Annotated in this window: 13 protein-coding genes; 8 read left to right on the plus strand and 5 right to left on the minus strand. The window is 74.5% G+C overall.

Translation table 11 applies throughout. The features are described from left to right. Positions 1 to 42 precede the first annotated feature (42 nt). On the plus strand, positions 43 to 1452 hold the full coding sequence (gltX, locus tag E1165_RS04970; RefSeq protein ID WP_132388161.1) for a glutamate--tRNA ligase: 1410 nt from the start codon (positions 43 to 45) through the stop codon (positions 1450 to 1452). 28 nt (positions 1453 to 1480) lie between these two features. On the opposite strand, the gene E1165_RS04975 is transcribed toward gltX, so the two are convergent. Continuing rightward, a complete protein-coding gene (locus E1165_RS04975) occupies positions 1481 to 2047 on the minus strand; it encodes a copper resistance CopC family protein (protein WP_243704588.1) in 567 nt (188 codons plus the stop codon). 267 nt (positions 2048 to 2314) lie between these two features. On the opposite strand from E1165_RS04975, the gene E1165_RS04980 reads away from it, so the two are divergent. After that, positions 2315 to 2977: a hypothetical protein gene (locus tag E1165_RS04980; RefSeq protein WP_132388165.1), complete on the plus strand. Its 663-nt coding sequence runs from the start codon at positions 2315 to 2317 to the stop codon at positions 2975 to 2977. Between the two features lie 18 nt (positions 2978 to 2995). Here E1165_RS04980 and E1165_RS04985 read toward each other — a convergent pair whose 3' ends face one another. Together E1165_RS04985 and E1165_RS04990 are read right to left on the minus strand one after the other, a co-directional pair. Next, positions 2996 to 3922, minus strand: a complete 927-nt coding sequence (locus E1165_RS04985; RefSeq protein WP_132388167.1) for an NADP-dependent oxidoreductase — start codon at positions 3920 to 3922, stop codon at positions 2996 to 2998. 35 nt (positions 3923 to 3957) lie between these two features. After that, a complete protein-coding gene (locus tag E1165_RS04990; RefSeq protein ID WP_132388169.1) occupies positions 3958 to 4362 on the minus strand; it encodes a hypothetical protein in 405 nt (134 codons plus the stop codon). Positions 4363 to 4628: 266 nt separating this feature from the next. On the opposite strand from E1165_RS04990, the gene E1165_RS04995 reads away from it, so the two are divergent. The 6 genes from E1165_RS04995 (at position 4629) to E1165_RS05020 (ending at position 11079) form a co-directional block, all read left to right on the plus strand. After that, positions 4629 to 5885, plus strand: a complete 1257-nt coding sequence (locus E1165_RS04995) for a CdaR family transcriptional regulator (protein ID WP_132388171.1) — start codon at positions 4629 to 4631, stop codon at positions 5883 to 5885. 87 nt (positions 5886 to 5972) lie between these two features. Continuing rightward, entirely contained in the window at positions 5973 to 7142 is a 1170-nt protein-coding gene (locus tag E1165_RS05000; RefSeq protein ID WP_132388173.1) for an acyltransferase domain-containing protein, read from the plus strand. Next, complete coding sequence (locus E1165_RS05005; RefSeq protein ID WP_132388175.1) at positions 7139 to 8089, plus strand: beta-ketoacyl-ACP synthase III; 951 nt, start codon at positions 7139 to 7141, stop codon at positions 8087 to 8089. Before E1165_RS05000 ends, E1165_RS05005 begins: the two co-directional genes overlap by 4 nt. 77 nt (positions 8090 to 8166) lie before the next feature. After that, entirely contained in the window at positions 8167 to 8406 is a 240-nt protein-coding gene (locus E1165_RS05010; protein WP_007072348.1) for an acyl carrier protein, read from the plus strand. A gap of 2 nt (positions 8407 to 8408) precedes the next feature. After that, positions 8409 to 9635 carry a beta-ketoacyl-ACP synthase II gene (gene fabF / locus E1165_RS05015; protein ID WP_132388177.1) on the plus strand — a complete coding sequence of 409 codons (1227 nt, stop codon included), beginning with the start codon at positions 8409 to 8411 and terminating at the stop codon, positions 9633 to 9635. 22 nt (positions 9636 to 9657) lie between these two features. Then, on the plus strand, positions 9658 to 11079 hold the full coding sequence (locus E1165_RS05020; RefSeq protein WP_132388179.1) for an acyl-CoA carboxylase subunit beta: 1422 nt from the start codon (positions 9658 to 9660) through the stop codon (positions 11077 to 11079). Positions 11080 to 11131: 52 nt separating this feature from the next. On the opposite strand, the gene E1165_RS05025 is transcribed toward E1165_RS05020, so the two are convergent. Both E1165_RS05025 and E1165_RS05030 read right to left on the minus strand, forming a co-directional pair. Beyond that, entirely contained in the window at positions 11132 to 11353 is a 222-nt protein-coding gene (locus tag E1165_RS05025; protein ID WP_132388181.1) for a hypothetical protein, read from the minus strand. A gap of 227 nt (positions 11354 to 11580) precedes the next feature. After that, positions 11581 to 13265: glycoside hydrolase family 3 protein (locus E1165_RS05030; protein ID WP_132388183.1), on the minus strand; the 1685-nt coding region annotated here is incomplete at its 5' end.

Raw genomic sequence — 13265 nt, forward strand, 5'->3', positions numbered from 1 at the left:
CCCTGGCGGAATCCCGTCACGGTCGGCCGTAGGCTGGTGGACGTGACGGTACGTGTGCGCTTCGCCCCTTCCCCGACCGGTATGTTCCACGTCGGCGGCGCCCGCTCGGCGCTGCAGAACTGGATCTACGCCAAGCAGCAGGGCGGGGTGTTCGTGCTGCGCATCGAGGACACCGACGCCGCACGCAACAAGCCCGAATGGACCGAGGGCATCCTGTCGGCGCTGGACTGGATCGGCATCAGCCGCGGCAGCTACGAGGGCCCGTACTTCCAGTCGTCGTACGCCGCCGAGCACCGCGCCGCCGCGCAGCGGCTGCACGACGCCGGCCGCGCCTACTACTGCGACTGCACCCGGGAGGCCGTGCAGGCGCGCACCGGATCGCAGTACGCCGGCTACGACGGCTACTGCCGGGACCGTGGCCTGGGCCCGGGCGAGGGGCGCGCGCTGCGCTTCCGTACCCCGGACGAGGGCGAGACCGTGGTGGTCGACCTGATCCGCGGCGAGCCCACCTTCGAGAACCGGCTCATCGAGGACTTCGTCATCGCCCGCGGCGACGGCTCCCCGGTGTTCCTGCTGGCCAACGTCGTCGACGACCTGACCATGGGGATCACCCACGTGATCCGGGCCGAGGAGCACCTGCCCAACACCCCGAAGCAGCAGTTGCTCTGGGACGCGCTCGGGGTCAAGCCGCCGGTCTGGGCGCACGTGCCGGTGGTGGTCAACGAGAAGCGGCAGAAGCTGTCCAAGCGCCGCGACAAGGTGGCCCTGGAGGCCTACCGGGACGAGGGCTACCTCGCCGACGCGATGCGCAACTACCTGATGCTGCTCGGTTGGGCGCCGTCGGGCGATCGGGAGATCGTGCCCTGGTCGGTGATCGAGGAGGAGTTCCGGCTGACGGAGGTCAACCCCTCCCCCGCGTTCTTCGACGAGAAGAAGTTGCGCGCGTTCAACGGCGAGTACATCCGCGCGCTGCCCGTCGACGAGTTCGTCGCCGCCTGCCAGCCGTGGCTGACCGGCACCGACACCATCGCCCCGCCGCCGTGGCAGCCGGAGGAGTTCGACGCCGAGGCGTTCGCCAGGGTGGCACCGCTGGCGCAGACCCGGATCGCGGTGCTCAGCGAGATCGTGCCGAACGTCGACTTCCTCTTCGTGGCCGACCCGCTGACCGACGAGGCGGCCTGGGCCAAGGCCATGAAGGAGGGCGCGGCCGAGCTGCTGGACGCGGCGATCGCCGGGTACGAGGGGCTGGAGCCCTGGGACGCCGACGCGCTGAAGTCGACCCTGGAGGCGGTCGGCGCCGAGCGCGGCCTGAAGCTGGGCAAGGCGCAGGCGCCGGTCCGGGTCGCGGTCACCGGCCGTACCGTCGGGCTGCCGCTGTTCGAGTCGCTGGAGGTGCTCGGCCGGGAGCGCACCCTGGCCCGGTTGCGCGCCGCCCGGGTCCGCCTGGTCTGACCGTACGGACGCGTCCGGCCCGGACGGCTCAGGACCGTCGGCGGCGCAGCAGCAGCGCGCCGCCGAGCGCCACGGCCAGCCCGGCGCCGAGCAGCCAGGGCCAGACCGGAGCGCTCCCGTCCTCGGCGGTGGCCGAGGCAGGCTCGGCGGTGGCGGAGGCACCCCCGGTCGGGGTACCGGCACCCGACGGGGCCGTCGGCACGGCGGCGGACCCGGTCGGCGACGGGGTGGCGCCCGCAGCGGGCGCCGAGGCCCCGGTGGTGAGGGTGAAGGTCACCTCCCCCTTCACCGGGTGGCCGTCGCCGGACGCCACCTGGTAACCAACGACGTACTCGCCCGCCGGCCCGGGAGCGAACGGCACCCGGACCCGGTCGCCGGTGAAGCGCGGCGCGCCGCCGGCGGCCGCCACGCGACCCGGGCCGACCACGGTGATCGTCGTGGTGGCCGGGTCCAGTTTCGACAGGAACCGCAGCTCCACCTGGGCCGGCGCGGTCGCCACCCGAGCCCCGTCGGCCGGGTTGCTGCCGGTCAGCGAGTTGTGCGCCGCCGCCGGCGTCGCCGGCAGCAGTAGCGACACACCGAGCGCCGCGCCCATAACGACTGGCGTGGCACGCGCCACACGTGCGACCCTGCCCCCCATGAGTCCCTCCGCAAAGGTAAGATCCGGCCGCTGATCAACGGCTGGCCATTAGTCGGATCCGGATCGCAAATAGTTCCACACACTGGTCGAGCAGCTGCAACCGATCGCCGTTCCACGGAGTCTCTGCGGTGGGCACCCGCCCACGGGCATGGTCACCGCCGTCGGCACACCAACGCGTGACCTGCAGCACAGCCATCCATCGAACGGGGCGAGGAGGCGGCGATGGTCGGACGGACGAGGCGGATGCTCGGGGTGCTCGCGGCAGCGGCGGCGACCGTGGTGTTGAGCCTCGGCACGGCTGTGCCGGCCCGGGCCGGTGCCGCCGGGGCCGCACCGAAGCCGGCACCCGGGGTGGACATCACCGGCGTCGGGCTCCGCGAGCCGCTGCGGTTGCGCTCCGACACCCAGTCCACCCTCGTGCTCGCGGTCATCGACCAGGTCAACTGGTTCGGCCGCACCGGTGCGCCCACCGGCCCCAAGGCCGCCGACCTCGGTCCGAAGTACACGGTCGTGGTGTTCGCCGGAGAGACACCGAAGCAGACCTTCGACCTCTACCCGCTGGCCAAGGGCGGGCCCCGGGCCTACCGGCCGGCGAAGCAGCCCGACGGGCGCAAGACCAGCGCGGGCTGGTTCCTCGGCCGGCTCAACATGTCCGAGACCCTGCGTCACGCCGGGGTTCCGCTGGAGCGGCAGTTCGACACGCTCAGCGGCGGGATCGGCGGTGGCGAGCGGGTCATCCCGGAGGACGCGATCAACCCGGCCCGGGACATCGACACCGCGATCGGTGAACTCCAGCGCCTGCTGCTGCTCAACCTGGGCGTGGTGCTCGTGATCACCACCGGGCTGGCCGGGATCGCCCTGCTGGTCCGCCACCGCACCCGCTGAACGGGCCCGGCCGGCGGCCTAGACCTCCAGCACCACCTTGCCGCGGACGTGCCCGGCCCGCACCAGGCGCTGGGCCGCCGCGGCCTGCGCGAGCGGGAACGTCCGTTCGACGTGCACGGTCAGCCGCCCGGCGTCGACCAGGCCGGCCAGCACGGTCAGGTCCGGGGTGGACGGCTTGACGAAGAGGTAGCTGCCGCCCAGCCGGGCGACGTGCTCCGGGTCGGCGGTGGAGACCAGCCGGCCCGGGCGGGACAGCAGCTCGGCGGAGACGTCCAACGCCTCCCCGCCGAACAGGTCGAGCGCCACGTCCACCCCGTCGGGCGCGACCGCGCGGACCCGGTCGGCCAGCCCGGCGCCGTGGTGGACCGGCTCGGCGCCGAACGAGCGGACGAAGTCGTGGTTGGCCTCGCCCGCCGTGCCGATCACCCGGTCGGCGCCGAGCGCCCGGGCGAGTTGCACCGCCAGGTGTCCCACCCCGCCCGCGGCGCCGTGCACCAGCACGGTGTCCCCCGCGCCGGTACGGGTCGCCCGCAACGCCTGGTACGCGGTGAGCCCGGCCAGCGGCAGCCCGCCCGCGGCGGCCCAGGTCGCCCGTACCGGCTTGTCCGCCAGGCAGCGCTCCGGAGCCGGCACCAGCTCGGCGTACGTGCCGTGTTGGATGTGGTCGCGCCGGACGTACCCGACCACCTCGTCACCGACGGAGAACCCGCTCACCGCCGGGCCGACCGCCGCCACCACGCCGGCGGCGTCCCAGCCGGGCACCAGCGGGAAGTGGCCGGGGATGGCAGCGGCGAGGAGCCCCTCGCGGACCTTCCAGTCGACCGGGTTGACCCCGGCGGCCCGCACCCTCACCAGGACCGTGTCCGGGCCCACGGGTGGGTCCGGAAGGTCCCGCAGGGCGAGCCGGTCGGCCGAGCCGTACGCGTCGATCGCGATCGCTTTCACGCGTTCACGCTACTGGCCGGGCAACCGGCGGGCGGTCAGCACCAGCGGTGTGGCGGCCGTTCCCGGCGGACGGGACGGCGCTCGGGGCGAACCGGCCCGTGCCGGTGCGCGCCGGCCCACCCGGCCAACTCGCTGCGGCAGCCACGCGACGCGTCCCGGCCGGCCTCCCCGGGCCCGGCCGGCTCGACGCCGCGCGGCGGCTGCGGTGCGGCCGGTTCGGTTCCCACGCCGCCGCCCGCCTCGGGCCGGTCCTGGCCGGCTCGCTGCCGCGGCACCGCCGGCTGGTCGTCGACCCGTTCGGCTCCCCGGGGGGCCTGCTCGGTCGGGCAGGGTGCCGCGGCCAGCCGGCGGTGGGGCCGGACCTGCCCCGGCTGGTCGTGGTGGCCCGGCCGGCAGGACTCGTCCTGGGCGCAGCCGTGGTCGGCCTCCCCGTGCGCCATCCCGGTCTCCTCACGCTCGCGTCGCGCCGGGAGATCGCCCCGGCGGCAGTGCCACCGTACTGGCCGGCACCGACGGCGCGTGCGGCACGTACCCGGGTGCCGGCGTCACGGCGGCGCGAAGATCGTCTTTCCGGCGCGGGGAGGCGACCAGGCGGTTCAGGACGGCGACGCCGCCCGGCCGTACCGCTTCCGGCAACGGCGGAAGAGATCCGCGCTACCGCCCGCCCCGCGTCCAGGAGCTGGTCAGAACGTGACAGGCTGAGACGGTGAGCGAGCCGGGCGGGACGGAACTGGCGGCCACGCTGCGCCGGATCGAGCGGGCGGCGGGGGCGCTGGCCACCGCGAGCGTGTCCCGGATGGACGAGACCCTGCCCTGGTTCCGCGAGCTGCCGGCCGACCAGCGGTCCTGGGTGATGCTGGTGGCGCAGGCCGGCGTCCGGTCCCTGGTGCAGTGGCTGCGTGGCGGCGGCGGCACGCCGGACGCCACCCAGGAGGTCTCCGACGAGGTTTTCGCCACCGCCCCGCAGGCCCTGGCCCGTTCGATCACCCTCCAGCAGACCGTGGCGCTGATCAAGGTGACCATCGACGTGGTCGAGGAGCAGGTGGGGCACCTGGCCGTGCAGGGTGAGGAGCAGCGGTTGCGGGAGGCGGTGCTGCGCTTCTCCCGGGAGATCGCCTTCGCCGCCGCCCGGGTGTACGCCCGCGCCGCCGAGTCCCGCGGCTCGTGGGACGCGCGCTTGCAGGCACTGCTGGTGGACGCGCTGCTGCGCGGCGACTCCCCGGACGTGCTGGCCAGCCGGGCGGCGGCGCTCGGCTGGGCGGACGCCCCTCCGGTGGCGGTGGCGGTGGGCCGTTCCCCGGGCGGTGAGGTGGCCGCCGTGTTGCACACGGTCTACCGGCAGGCCCGACGGATCGGGGTGGAGGTGATCGGCGGCGTGCACGGCGACCGGCTGGTCATCGTGCTCGGCGGGGCCGCCGATCCGCTCGCCGCCACCGAGAAGCTGCTGCCCGCCTTCGGCGAGGGGCCGGTGGTCGTGGGGCCGGCCGTACCCAGTCTGGACGAGGCGACGGAGTCGGCGCGGGCCGCGCTCGCCGGTTTCCGGGCGGCGCCGGCCTGGCCGACCGCGCCGTGCCCGGTGTCGGCGGCGGACCTGCTGCCCGAGCGGGCCCTGGCCGGCGACGCCGAGGCCCGTCGGCGGCTGCGGCACGACGTGTACGCGGCGCTGGTACGCGCCGGCGGCGAGCTGCTGGAGACGCTGGACGCCTTCTTCGCCGCCGGCGGGACGCTGGAGAGCGCCGCGCGGTCGCTCTTCGTACACCCGAACACGGTCCGCTACCGGCTGCGCCGCATCTCGGAGGTGACCGGCTTCTCACCCCTGGCCGCCCGGGACGCGTTCGCGCTCCAGGTGGCGCTCACGGTGGGTCGGCTCGACCCGGTGGTCCCGAGCGTCTCAATCGTGCCGAGCCCGACATTGCCCCCAATCATCCGGAAAACGTCACAGCCGGGCGATGGTCGCCGTTGATGTTTGTAGGATCCCTCCAAAGGTTCTAGTGCGGCTTGGTTGGTGCCGGCACAGCGCTACCCACGCGTATCCAGGAGAGTCATAGACGTGCTCGCCGTACTCTCACCCGGCCAGGGTTCCCAGAAACCCGGCTTCCTGACCCCCTGGCTCGACCTCACCGGCACCGAGGCACGGCTGCGCTGGTGGTCCGCGCTCGCCGGAGTCGACCTGGTGCACCTCGGCACGAAGGCCGACGCCGACGAGATCAAGGACACCGCCCGCACCCAGCCGCTGCTGGTGGCCGCCGCCCTGCTCGCCGCGGAGCACCTGCCGATGTACGACGTCGCGGTCACCGCCGGGCACAGCGTCGGCGAGCTGGGCGCCGCCGCGCTCGCCGGAGTGCTCCCGGCCGAGGGCGCGATCACCCTCGCCGGCGTACGTGGCCGGGAGATGGCCGCCGCCTGCGCGCTGGAGCCGACGGGGATGGCCGCCGTGCTCGGTGGCGACCCGGACGAGGTACTCGCCGCCATCGAGGCGCACGGGCTGCACCCGGCCAACCGCAACGGCGCCGGCCAGGTCGTCGCCGCGGGCGCCGTCGCCGGGCTGGACAAACTCGCCGCCGAGCCGCCGGCGAAGAGCAGGGTGGTCCGGCTGTCGGTGGCCGGCGCGTTCCACACCCCGTACATGGCCCCGGCCGAGGCCACGCTGGCCGGGGTGGCCGCCGGGATCACCCCGGCCGACCCGGCCCGGATCCTGCTGTCCAACCTTGACGGCTCGGCGGTCAACCACGGCCGGGAGATGGTCCAGCGGCTGGTCCGCCAGGTCACCGCGCCGGTCCGCTGGGACCTGTGCATGCGTACCCTGGCCGACCTGGGCGTCACCGCCGTGGTCGAGCTGCCTCCGGCCGGCACCCTGGCCGGGCTGGTGAAGCGGGAGCTCAAGGCGACCGGCGTGCCGGAGATCGTCACCCTGAACACCCCCGACGACCTGCCCGCCGCCCGCGACCTGATCGCCCGGCACAGCGGCCCGGGCGGGCACGAGCCGGTGATCCAGTTCCGGGTCGTCGTCGCCCCCGCCGCGGGCACCTTCGAGCCGGTCACGGCCCTGGCCGAGGGCGCGGACCTGCGCACCGGCCAGGTGATCGGCCACATCGCCACCCGGCAGGGGCCGGTCGAGGTGACCGCGCACGACAGCGGGCTGCTCACCGAGTGGCTCGCCCACCACGACGACCCGGTCGCGCCGGGTCAGCCCCTCGCCCGTATCGGAGGCCAGGCATGAGCGTCACCGGAAGCCGGATCCTCGCGCTGGGGCACTACCAGCCCTCCCGGGTGGTGACCAACGACGACCTCGCCCAGCTCGTGGACACCAACGACGAGTGGATCCGGGACCGGGTGGGGATCGCCAGCCGGCGCATCGCCGACGGTGAGTCGGTGGCCGACATGGCGACCGCCGCGGCCGGCAAGGCGCTGGCCAACTCCGGCCTCAGCGCCGCCGACATCGATCTGGTCGTCGTCGCCACCTGCACGTCCATCGACCGCAGCCCGAACGTGGCCTGCCGGGTCGCCGGCAAGCTGGGCATCACCGCCCCCGGCGCGTACGACCTGAACACCGCCTGCTCGGGCTTCGCGTACGCGCTGGGCACCGTCGACCACGCGATCCGGGCCGGCGCGGCCCGCAACGCGATCGTCATCGGCGCGGAGAAGCTCTCCGACTTCACCGACTGGACCGACCGTTCGACCTGCATCATCTTCGCCGACGGCGCGGGCGCGGCGGTGGTCACCGCCACCACCGGCGACGAGCCGGCCGGGGTCGGGCCGGTGGTCTGGGGCTCGGTGCCGGAGAAGAGCGACGCGGTACGCATCGAGGGCTGGCGCCCGTACGTCGCGCAGGAGGGGCAGGCGGTGTTCCGCTGGGCCACCACCGAGCTGGCCCCGCTGGCCCTCCAGGCGTGCGAGCGGGCCGGGGTCGCCCCGTCCGAGCTGGCCGCCTTCGTGCCGCACCAGGCCAACTCCCGGATCATCGACGGCATCGCCAAGCGGCTGAACATCCCGCAGGCGATCATCGCCAAGGACATCGTCGAGTCCGGCAACACCTCGGCGGCGAGCGTGCCGCTGGCCCTGTCCAAGCTGGTCGAGCGGCGGGAGGTGCCCTCGGGCGCCCCGGTGCTGCTCTTCGGCTTCGGCGGCGGCCTGACCTACGCCGGTCAGGTCGTCCGCTGCCCGTGAAGACCCGGCCGGTCCCACCGTGCCGCCCCGCCATCCGGCGGAGAAGAACAAACCCTATGGAGAGGAAACCCACCGTAATGACCCGTGACGAGATCACCGCCGGCCTCGCCGAGATCCTCGAAGAGGTTGCCGGGGTGAACCCGGACGACGTGGCCGAGGGGAAGTCCTTCACCGACGACCTCGACGTCGACTCGCTCTCCATGGTGGAGGTCGTGGTGGCGGCGGAGGAGAAGTTCGGCGTCAAGATCCCGGACAACGAGGTGCAGAACCTCAAGACCGTCGGGGACGCCGTCAGCTACATCGAGGCGCAGTCCTGATCATGAGTCGCACCGACGTCGTCGTCACCGGGCTCGGCGCGACCACCCCGCTGGGCGGGGACGTCACGTCGACCTGGGACGCCATGCTCGCCGGCCGCTCCGGGGTGGGTCCGCTCACCCAGGAGTGGGCCGGGCAGCTGCCCGTCCGCATCGCCGCCCAACTCGCGGTCGACCCCTCCGAGGTGCTGGAGCGGGTCAAGTTGCGCCGGCTGGACCGCTCCGAGGCGATCGCCCTGATCGCCGCCCAGCAGGCCTGGGCCGACGCCGGCCTCGCCGACTCCGGGCTGGACCCGGAGCGGCTGGCGGTCAGCGTCGGCTCCGGCATCGGCGGCGCCACCACCCTGCTCGCCCAGGACGACATCCTGGAGGCGTCCGGCCCGCGCCGGGTTTCCCCGCACACCATCCCGATGCTGATGCCGAACGGACCGGCGGCCTGGGTCGGGCTGGAACTGGGCGCCAAGGCCGGGGTGCACACGGTGGCCAGCGCCTGTGCCACCGGCGCCGAGGCCATCGCGCTCGGGCTGGACATCATCCGCGCCGGCCGGGCCGACGTGGTGGTGGCCGGCGGCACGGAGGCGGTCATCCACCCGCTGCCGATCGCCGGGTTCAGTTCCATGCGGGCCATGTCCACCCGCAACGACGAGCCGGAACGGGCCTCCCGCCCGTGGGACAAGGGCCGCGACGGCTTCGTCCTCGGCGAGGGCGCCGGCATCGTGGTGCTGGAGCGGGCAGACCACGCCGCCGCCCGTGGCGCCCGGGTTTACGCCCGCCTCGCCGGCGCCGGCATCACCTCCGACGCGTACGACATGGTGCAGCCGCACGCCGAGGGCGAGGGCGCCATCAGGGCAATCCGGAAGGCGATCGCGGACGCCGACGTGGCCAGAATGGACATCATGCACGTCAACGCGCACGCGACGTCGACACCGGTGGGCGACATGCTGGAGATCGGCGCGCTGCACCAGGCCGTCGGGGACCACCCGGTGCTGGCGGCGACCAAGTCGATGACCGGTCACCTGCTCGGCGCGGCCGGGGCGCTGGAGTCGATCGCCACCATCCTGGCCATCCGCCACGGTGTCGTCCCTCCGACGATCAACCTGGACGACCCGGACGACGGTCTGACGCTGGAGGTGGCCGCACACGAGGCGCGCCACATGGAGATCCCCGCCGCGCTGAACAACGCGTTCGGATTCGGCGGCCACAACGTGGCTCTCGTCTTCACGCGGGCCTGAGACCACAGCCTTGGAGGCTCAAGTGACCACGACCGCCGTCAGCGCGGACACCTCGACAACGGACTACCGCGATCCCGAGGTCCGGCTCCGGGCCCTGTTCGATGTCGGTTCGCTGCGCCTGCTGGCCCCCCGGGACACCTCCGGTGTGCTCTGGGCGCGGGGCGAGATCGACGGGACGCCGGCGATCGCGTACGCCACCGACGCCACCCGGATGGGCGGCGCGATGGGCACCGAGGGGTGCCGGCACGTCGTCGACGCGATCGACACCGCCGTGCGGGAGCGGGTGCCGGTGCTCGGTCTCTGGCACTCCGGCGGCGCCCGGCTGGCCGAGGGCGTGGTCGCGCTCGACGCCGTCGGGCAGGTCTTCGCGGCGATGGTGCGGGCCTCCGGCCGGGTGCCGCAGATCTCCGTGGTGCTCGGCCCGGCGGCCGGCGGCGCGGCGTACGGTCCGGCGCTGACCGACATCGTGGTGATGAGCGGGACTGGCCGGATCTTCGTGACCGGCCCCGAGGTGGTCCGCAGCGTCACCGGCGAGCAGGTCGACATGGAGCGGCTCGGCGGCCCCGAGCCGCACGGCCGCCGCTCCGGAGTGGTGCACGTGACGTGCCCCGACGACGCCGCGGCGATGGTGGAGGCCCGCAAGCTCGCCGCGCTGCTCGGGCACCAGGGCCGGCTCTCCCCGGACGACGTGCCGGTGGGCGACGAGAGCCACGACCTGGCCGCGCGGATGCCGGCCGAGACCAACCGGGCGTACGACGTGAAGCCGGTGGTCAAGGCGCTGCTCGACGCCCCCGGCGTGGAGCTGCACGCCAAGTGGGCACCGAACGTCGTCACCACGCTCGGCCGGTTCGCCGGCCGTACGGTCGGCGTGATCGCCAACAACCCGCTGCGGCTCGGTGGCTGCCTCGACGCGTCCAGCGCCGAGAAGGCCGCCCGGTTCGTGCGGATGTGTGACTCGCTGGGTGTGCCGCTGATCGTGCTGGTCGACGTCCCCGGCTACCTGCCCGGGCTGGGCCAGGAGTGGGACGGCGTGGTGCGGCGCGGAGCGAAGCTGCTGCACGCCTTCGCCGAGGCGGTGGTGCCGCGGGTGACGCTGGTGACCCGCAAGGCGTACGGCGGGGCGTACATCGCGATGAACTCCCGCTCGCTCGGCGCGACCGCGGTCTTCGCCTGGCCGAACGCGGAGGTCGCGGTGATGGGTGCCAGCGCGGCCGTGAACATCCTGCACCGCAAGAAGCTCGCCGCCGCTCCGGTGGAGCAGCGGGAGACGCTGCGCGCGCAGTTGATCGAGGAGCAGATCCAGGTCGCCGGCGGGGTGAACCGGGCGCTGGAGATCGGCGTGGTGGACGACGTCATCAAGCCGGCGGAGACCCGGCGTCGGATCGCCGAGGCGCTGGCCGCGGCTCCGGCCGCCCGGGGCGCCCACGGCAACATCCCGCTGTAGCACCGGACACACCGGGGGGTCCTCGCTCGTCGAGCGAGGACCCCCGGTCGTCTCAGCCCTGGTTGCGAGGGTGCTGGCGGGCGGTCCGCTCGTTGCCCCGGCGGTAGTTGCCCGTCCAGCGGGCCATCACCAGTTGCGGTTCCTCGCCGACCTCGGCGAGGAACCGCGCCGCACGGCCACCCCGCAGCGTGCCGGCCGCCCGGCCGTGGTGGCTGATCACCACGGAGCCGTCCGCCCGTTCGATGTACGCGAAACCCCGCGCGTCCTGCCCCATGCCGGCAGCCTGCCAGCGCCCGTCCCGGGCCGCATCCGGATTCCGCCTCGGGTCCGGGACACAGGGCTTGGATCGGCCGCCCCTCCCACCGGCGGTGCCGGCCGTGAAGTGGCTGATCGCCGCCCGGCGCGGGCAGCCCGCGGGCCAGGTCACCGGAGGGTGCGGGCCGGCAACGCGGACGGTCGCCGTCGCCGGCTGACCCGTCACGCCCGCCGGGCCGGTGGGCGTCAGGCGCAGCTCGTGGCGGGCAGGCCGGGCACCGGGACGGGCGACCGACCGACCGGCCGGGCCTTGCCGGCGAGCACCCGGGCCAGCGCGGTCATCGGGGCACCGCTGGACGAGTAGGTGGCCAGCAGCATCGGTGACGTCGCCTTCTCCAGCACGTACGGGGTGTCCATGGCGACGGTCACCGCCGCGCCGGCGCTCAGGTCGCCGGCCCCGTCGCCGTACCCGACCAGGTGCACCTCGGTGCCGCCACGGGGCACCACCCGCACTCCGGCAGCGGTGAGCGCCTCGGCCAGCACGGCCCGGGTGCGCTCCCGCCCCTTCGCGGAGGTGACGGTGACCGGGCCGCGCACGGGCGCGGCGCAGTTGCCGCGCAGCATGGTGACGGCCGCGGACGCGAGGGCGTCGGCGGCCTTGCGGTGCGCGGGGCTGTTCAGCGTGGACATCGCCGGTGCGGGCCGGTCCGCGAGCCGGAACTTCATGGTCAGTACCCGGGTGGCGGCCTCGACCAGCCGCTCCCGGGGCAGCGTCCCGTCGCGCAGCGCGGCGAGCAGCCCGTCGTACGCCTGGCCGACGTTCGGCGGCATCAGGATCAGGTCGTTGCCGGCCAGCAGCGCCTTGACGGCCGCCTCGCCCGGGGGGAACCGCTTGGCCGGCGCCATGTTCATCCCGTCGGTGATCACCACGCCGGTGAAGCCGAGCTGGCCGCGGAGCACGTCGGTGAGCATCTTCCGGGAGAAGGTGGCCGGGGTGCCGGGGTCGACCGCCTTGACGTCCAGGTGCGCCGACATCACCGCCATGGCGCCGGCGTCGATGCCGCCGGCGAACGGCGGGAACGCGACGCGGTCCAGCTCGCCGCGGGGCTGGGTGATCTCGGGCAGTTCCTGGTGCGAGTCGTCGGCGCTCAGGCCGTGCCCGGGGAAGTGCTTGACGCTCGCCGCGACCCCGGCGCTCTGCAGCCCCCGCACGGCGGCGGCGACCTGGGCGGAGGCGGCCTTCGGGTCGGCGCCGAAGGAGCGGGAGCCGATCACCGTGCTGCGGGTGGCGAGCACGTCGGCGACCGGCGCGAAGTCCAGGTTGATACCCATCGCCGCCAGTTCGCTGCCGGCGGCCCGCCAGGCGGCCTCGGTCAGCGCCGGTTTGCCGGCCGCCCCGGCGGCGAGGGCGCTGGGCAGGATGGTCACCCCGTCGGTGACCCGGGTGACCACGCCGTACTCCTGGTCGGTGCCGATGAGGAGGGGGGCGGCGCCGGCGGGGAGCTTCGCGGCGGCCGCGCGCAGCCCGTTGGTCAGCTCGCGGACCTGCTTGGGGCTGTCGACGTTCGTGGTGGCCTGGTTGCCGGAGGTGGGGTCGTCGGCGCTGAAGCCGACCAGGATCACCCCGCCGAGGCGGTACCTCGCCACCATCTCGGCCGGGGTGTCGACGCCGCCGAGGGCCCGGTTGCCGGCGGCGGAGGCGGGGGTGACCGTGGTGGCCGAACTGCCGTACGCGTAGGGCATCAGCACCTGGCCGACCAGGTCCTCGTCGGAGAGCGTGCCGGCCAGGGCGGCAGCGCGGGCGGCGGGGTCCGTGGCGGCGCCGGCGGCGGCGGGATCGGCTACCTGCTGAAGGACCGGGTGGCCGCGATCGACGAGTTCCTGGACGGGCTGCGGAGGGTCGCGGCCGGCGGCACGGTGCTCGACCCGGA

Source organism: Micromonospora sp. KC723, assembly GCF_004348595.1.
Classification (GTDB): domain Bacteria; phylum Actinomycetota; class Actinomycetes; order Mycobacteriales; family Micromonosporaceae; genus Micromonospora.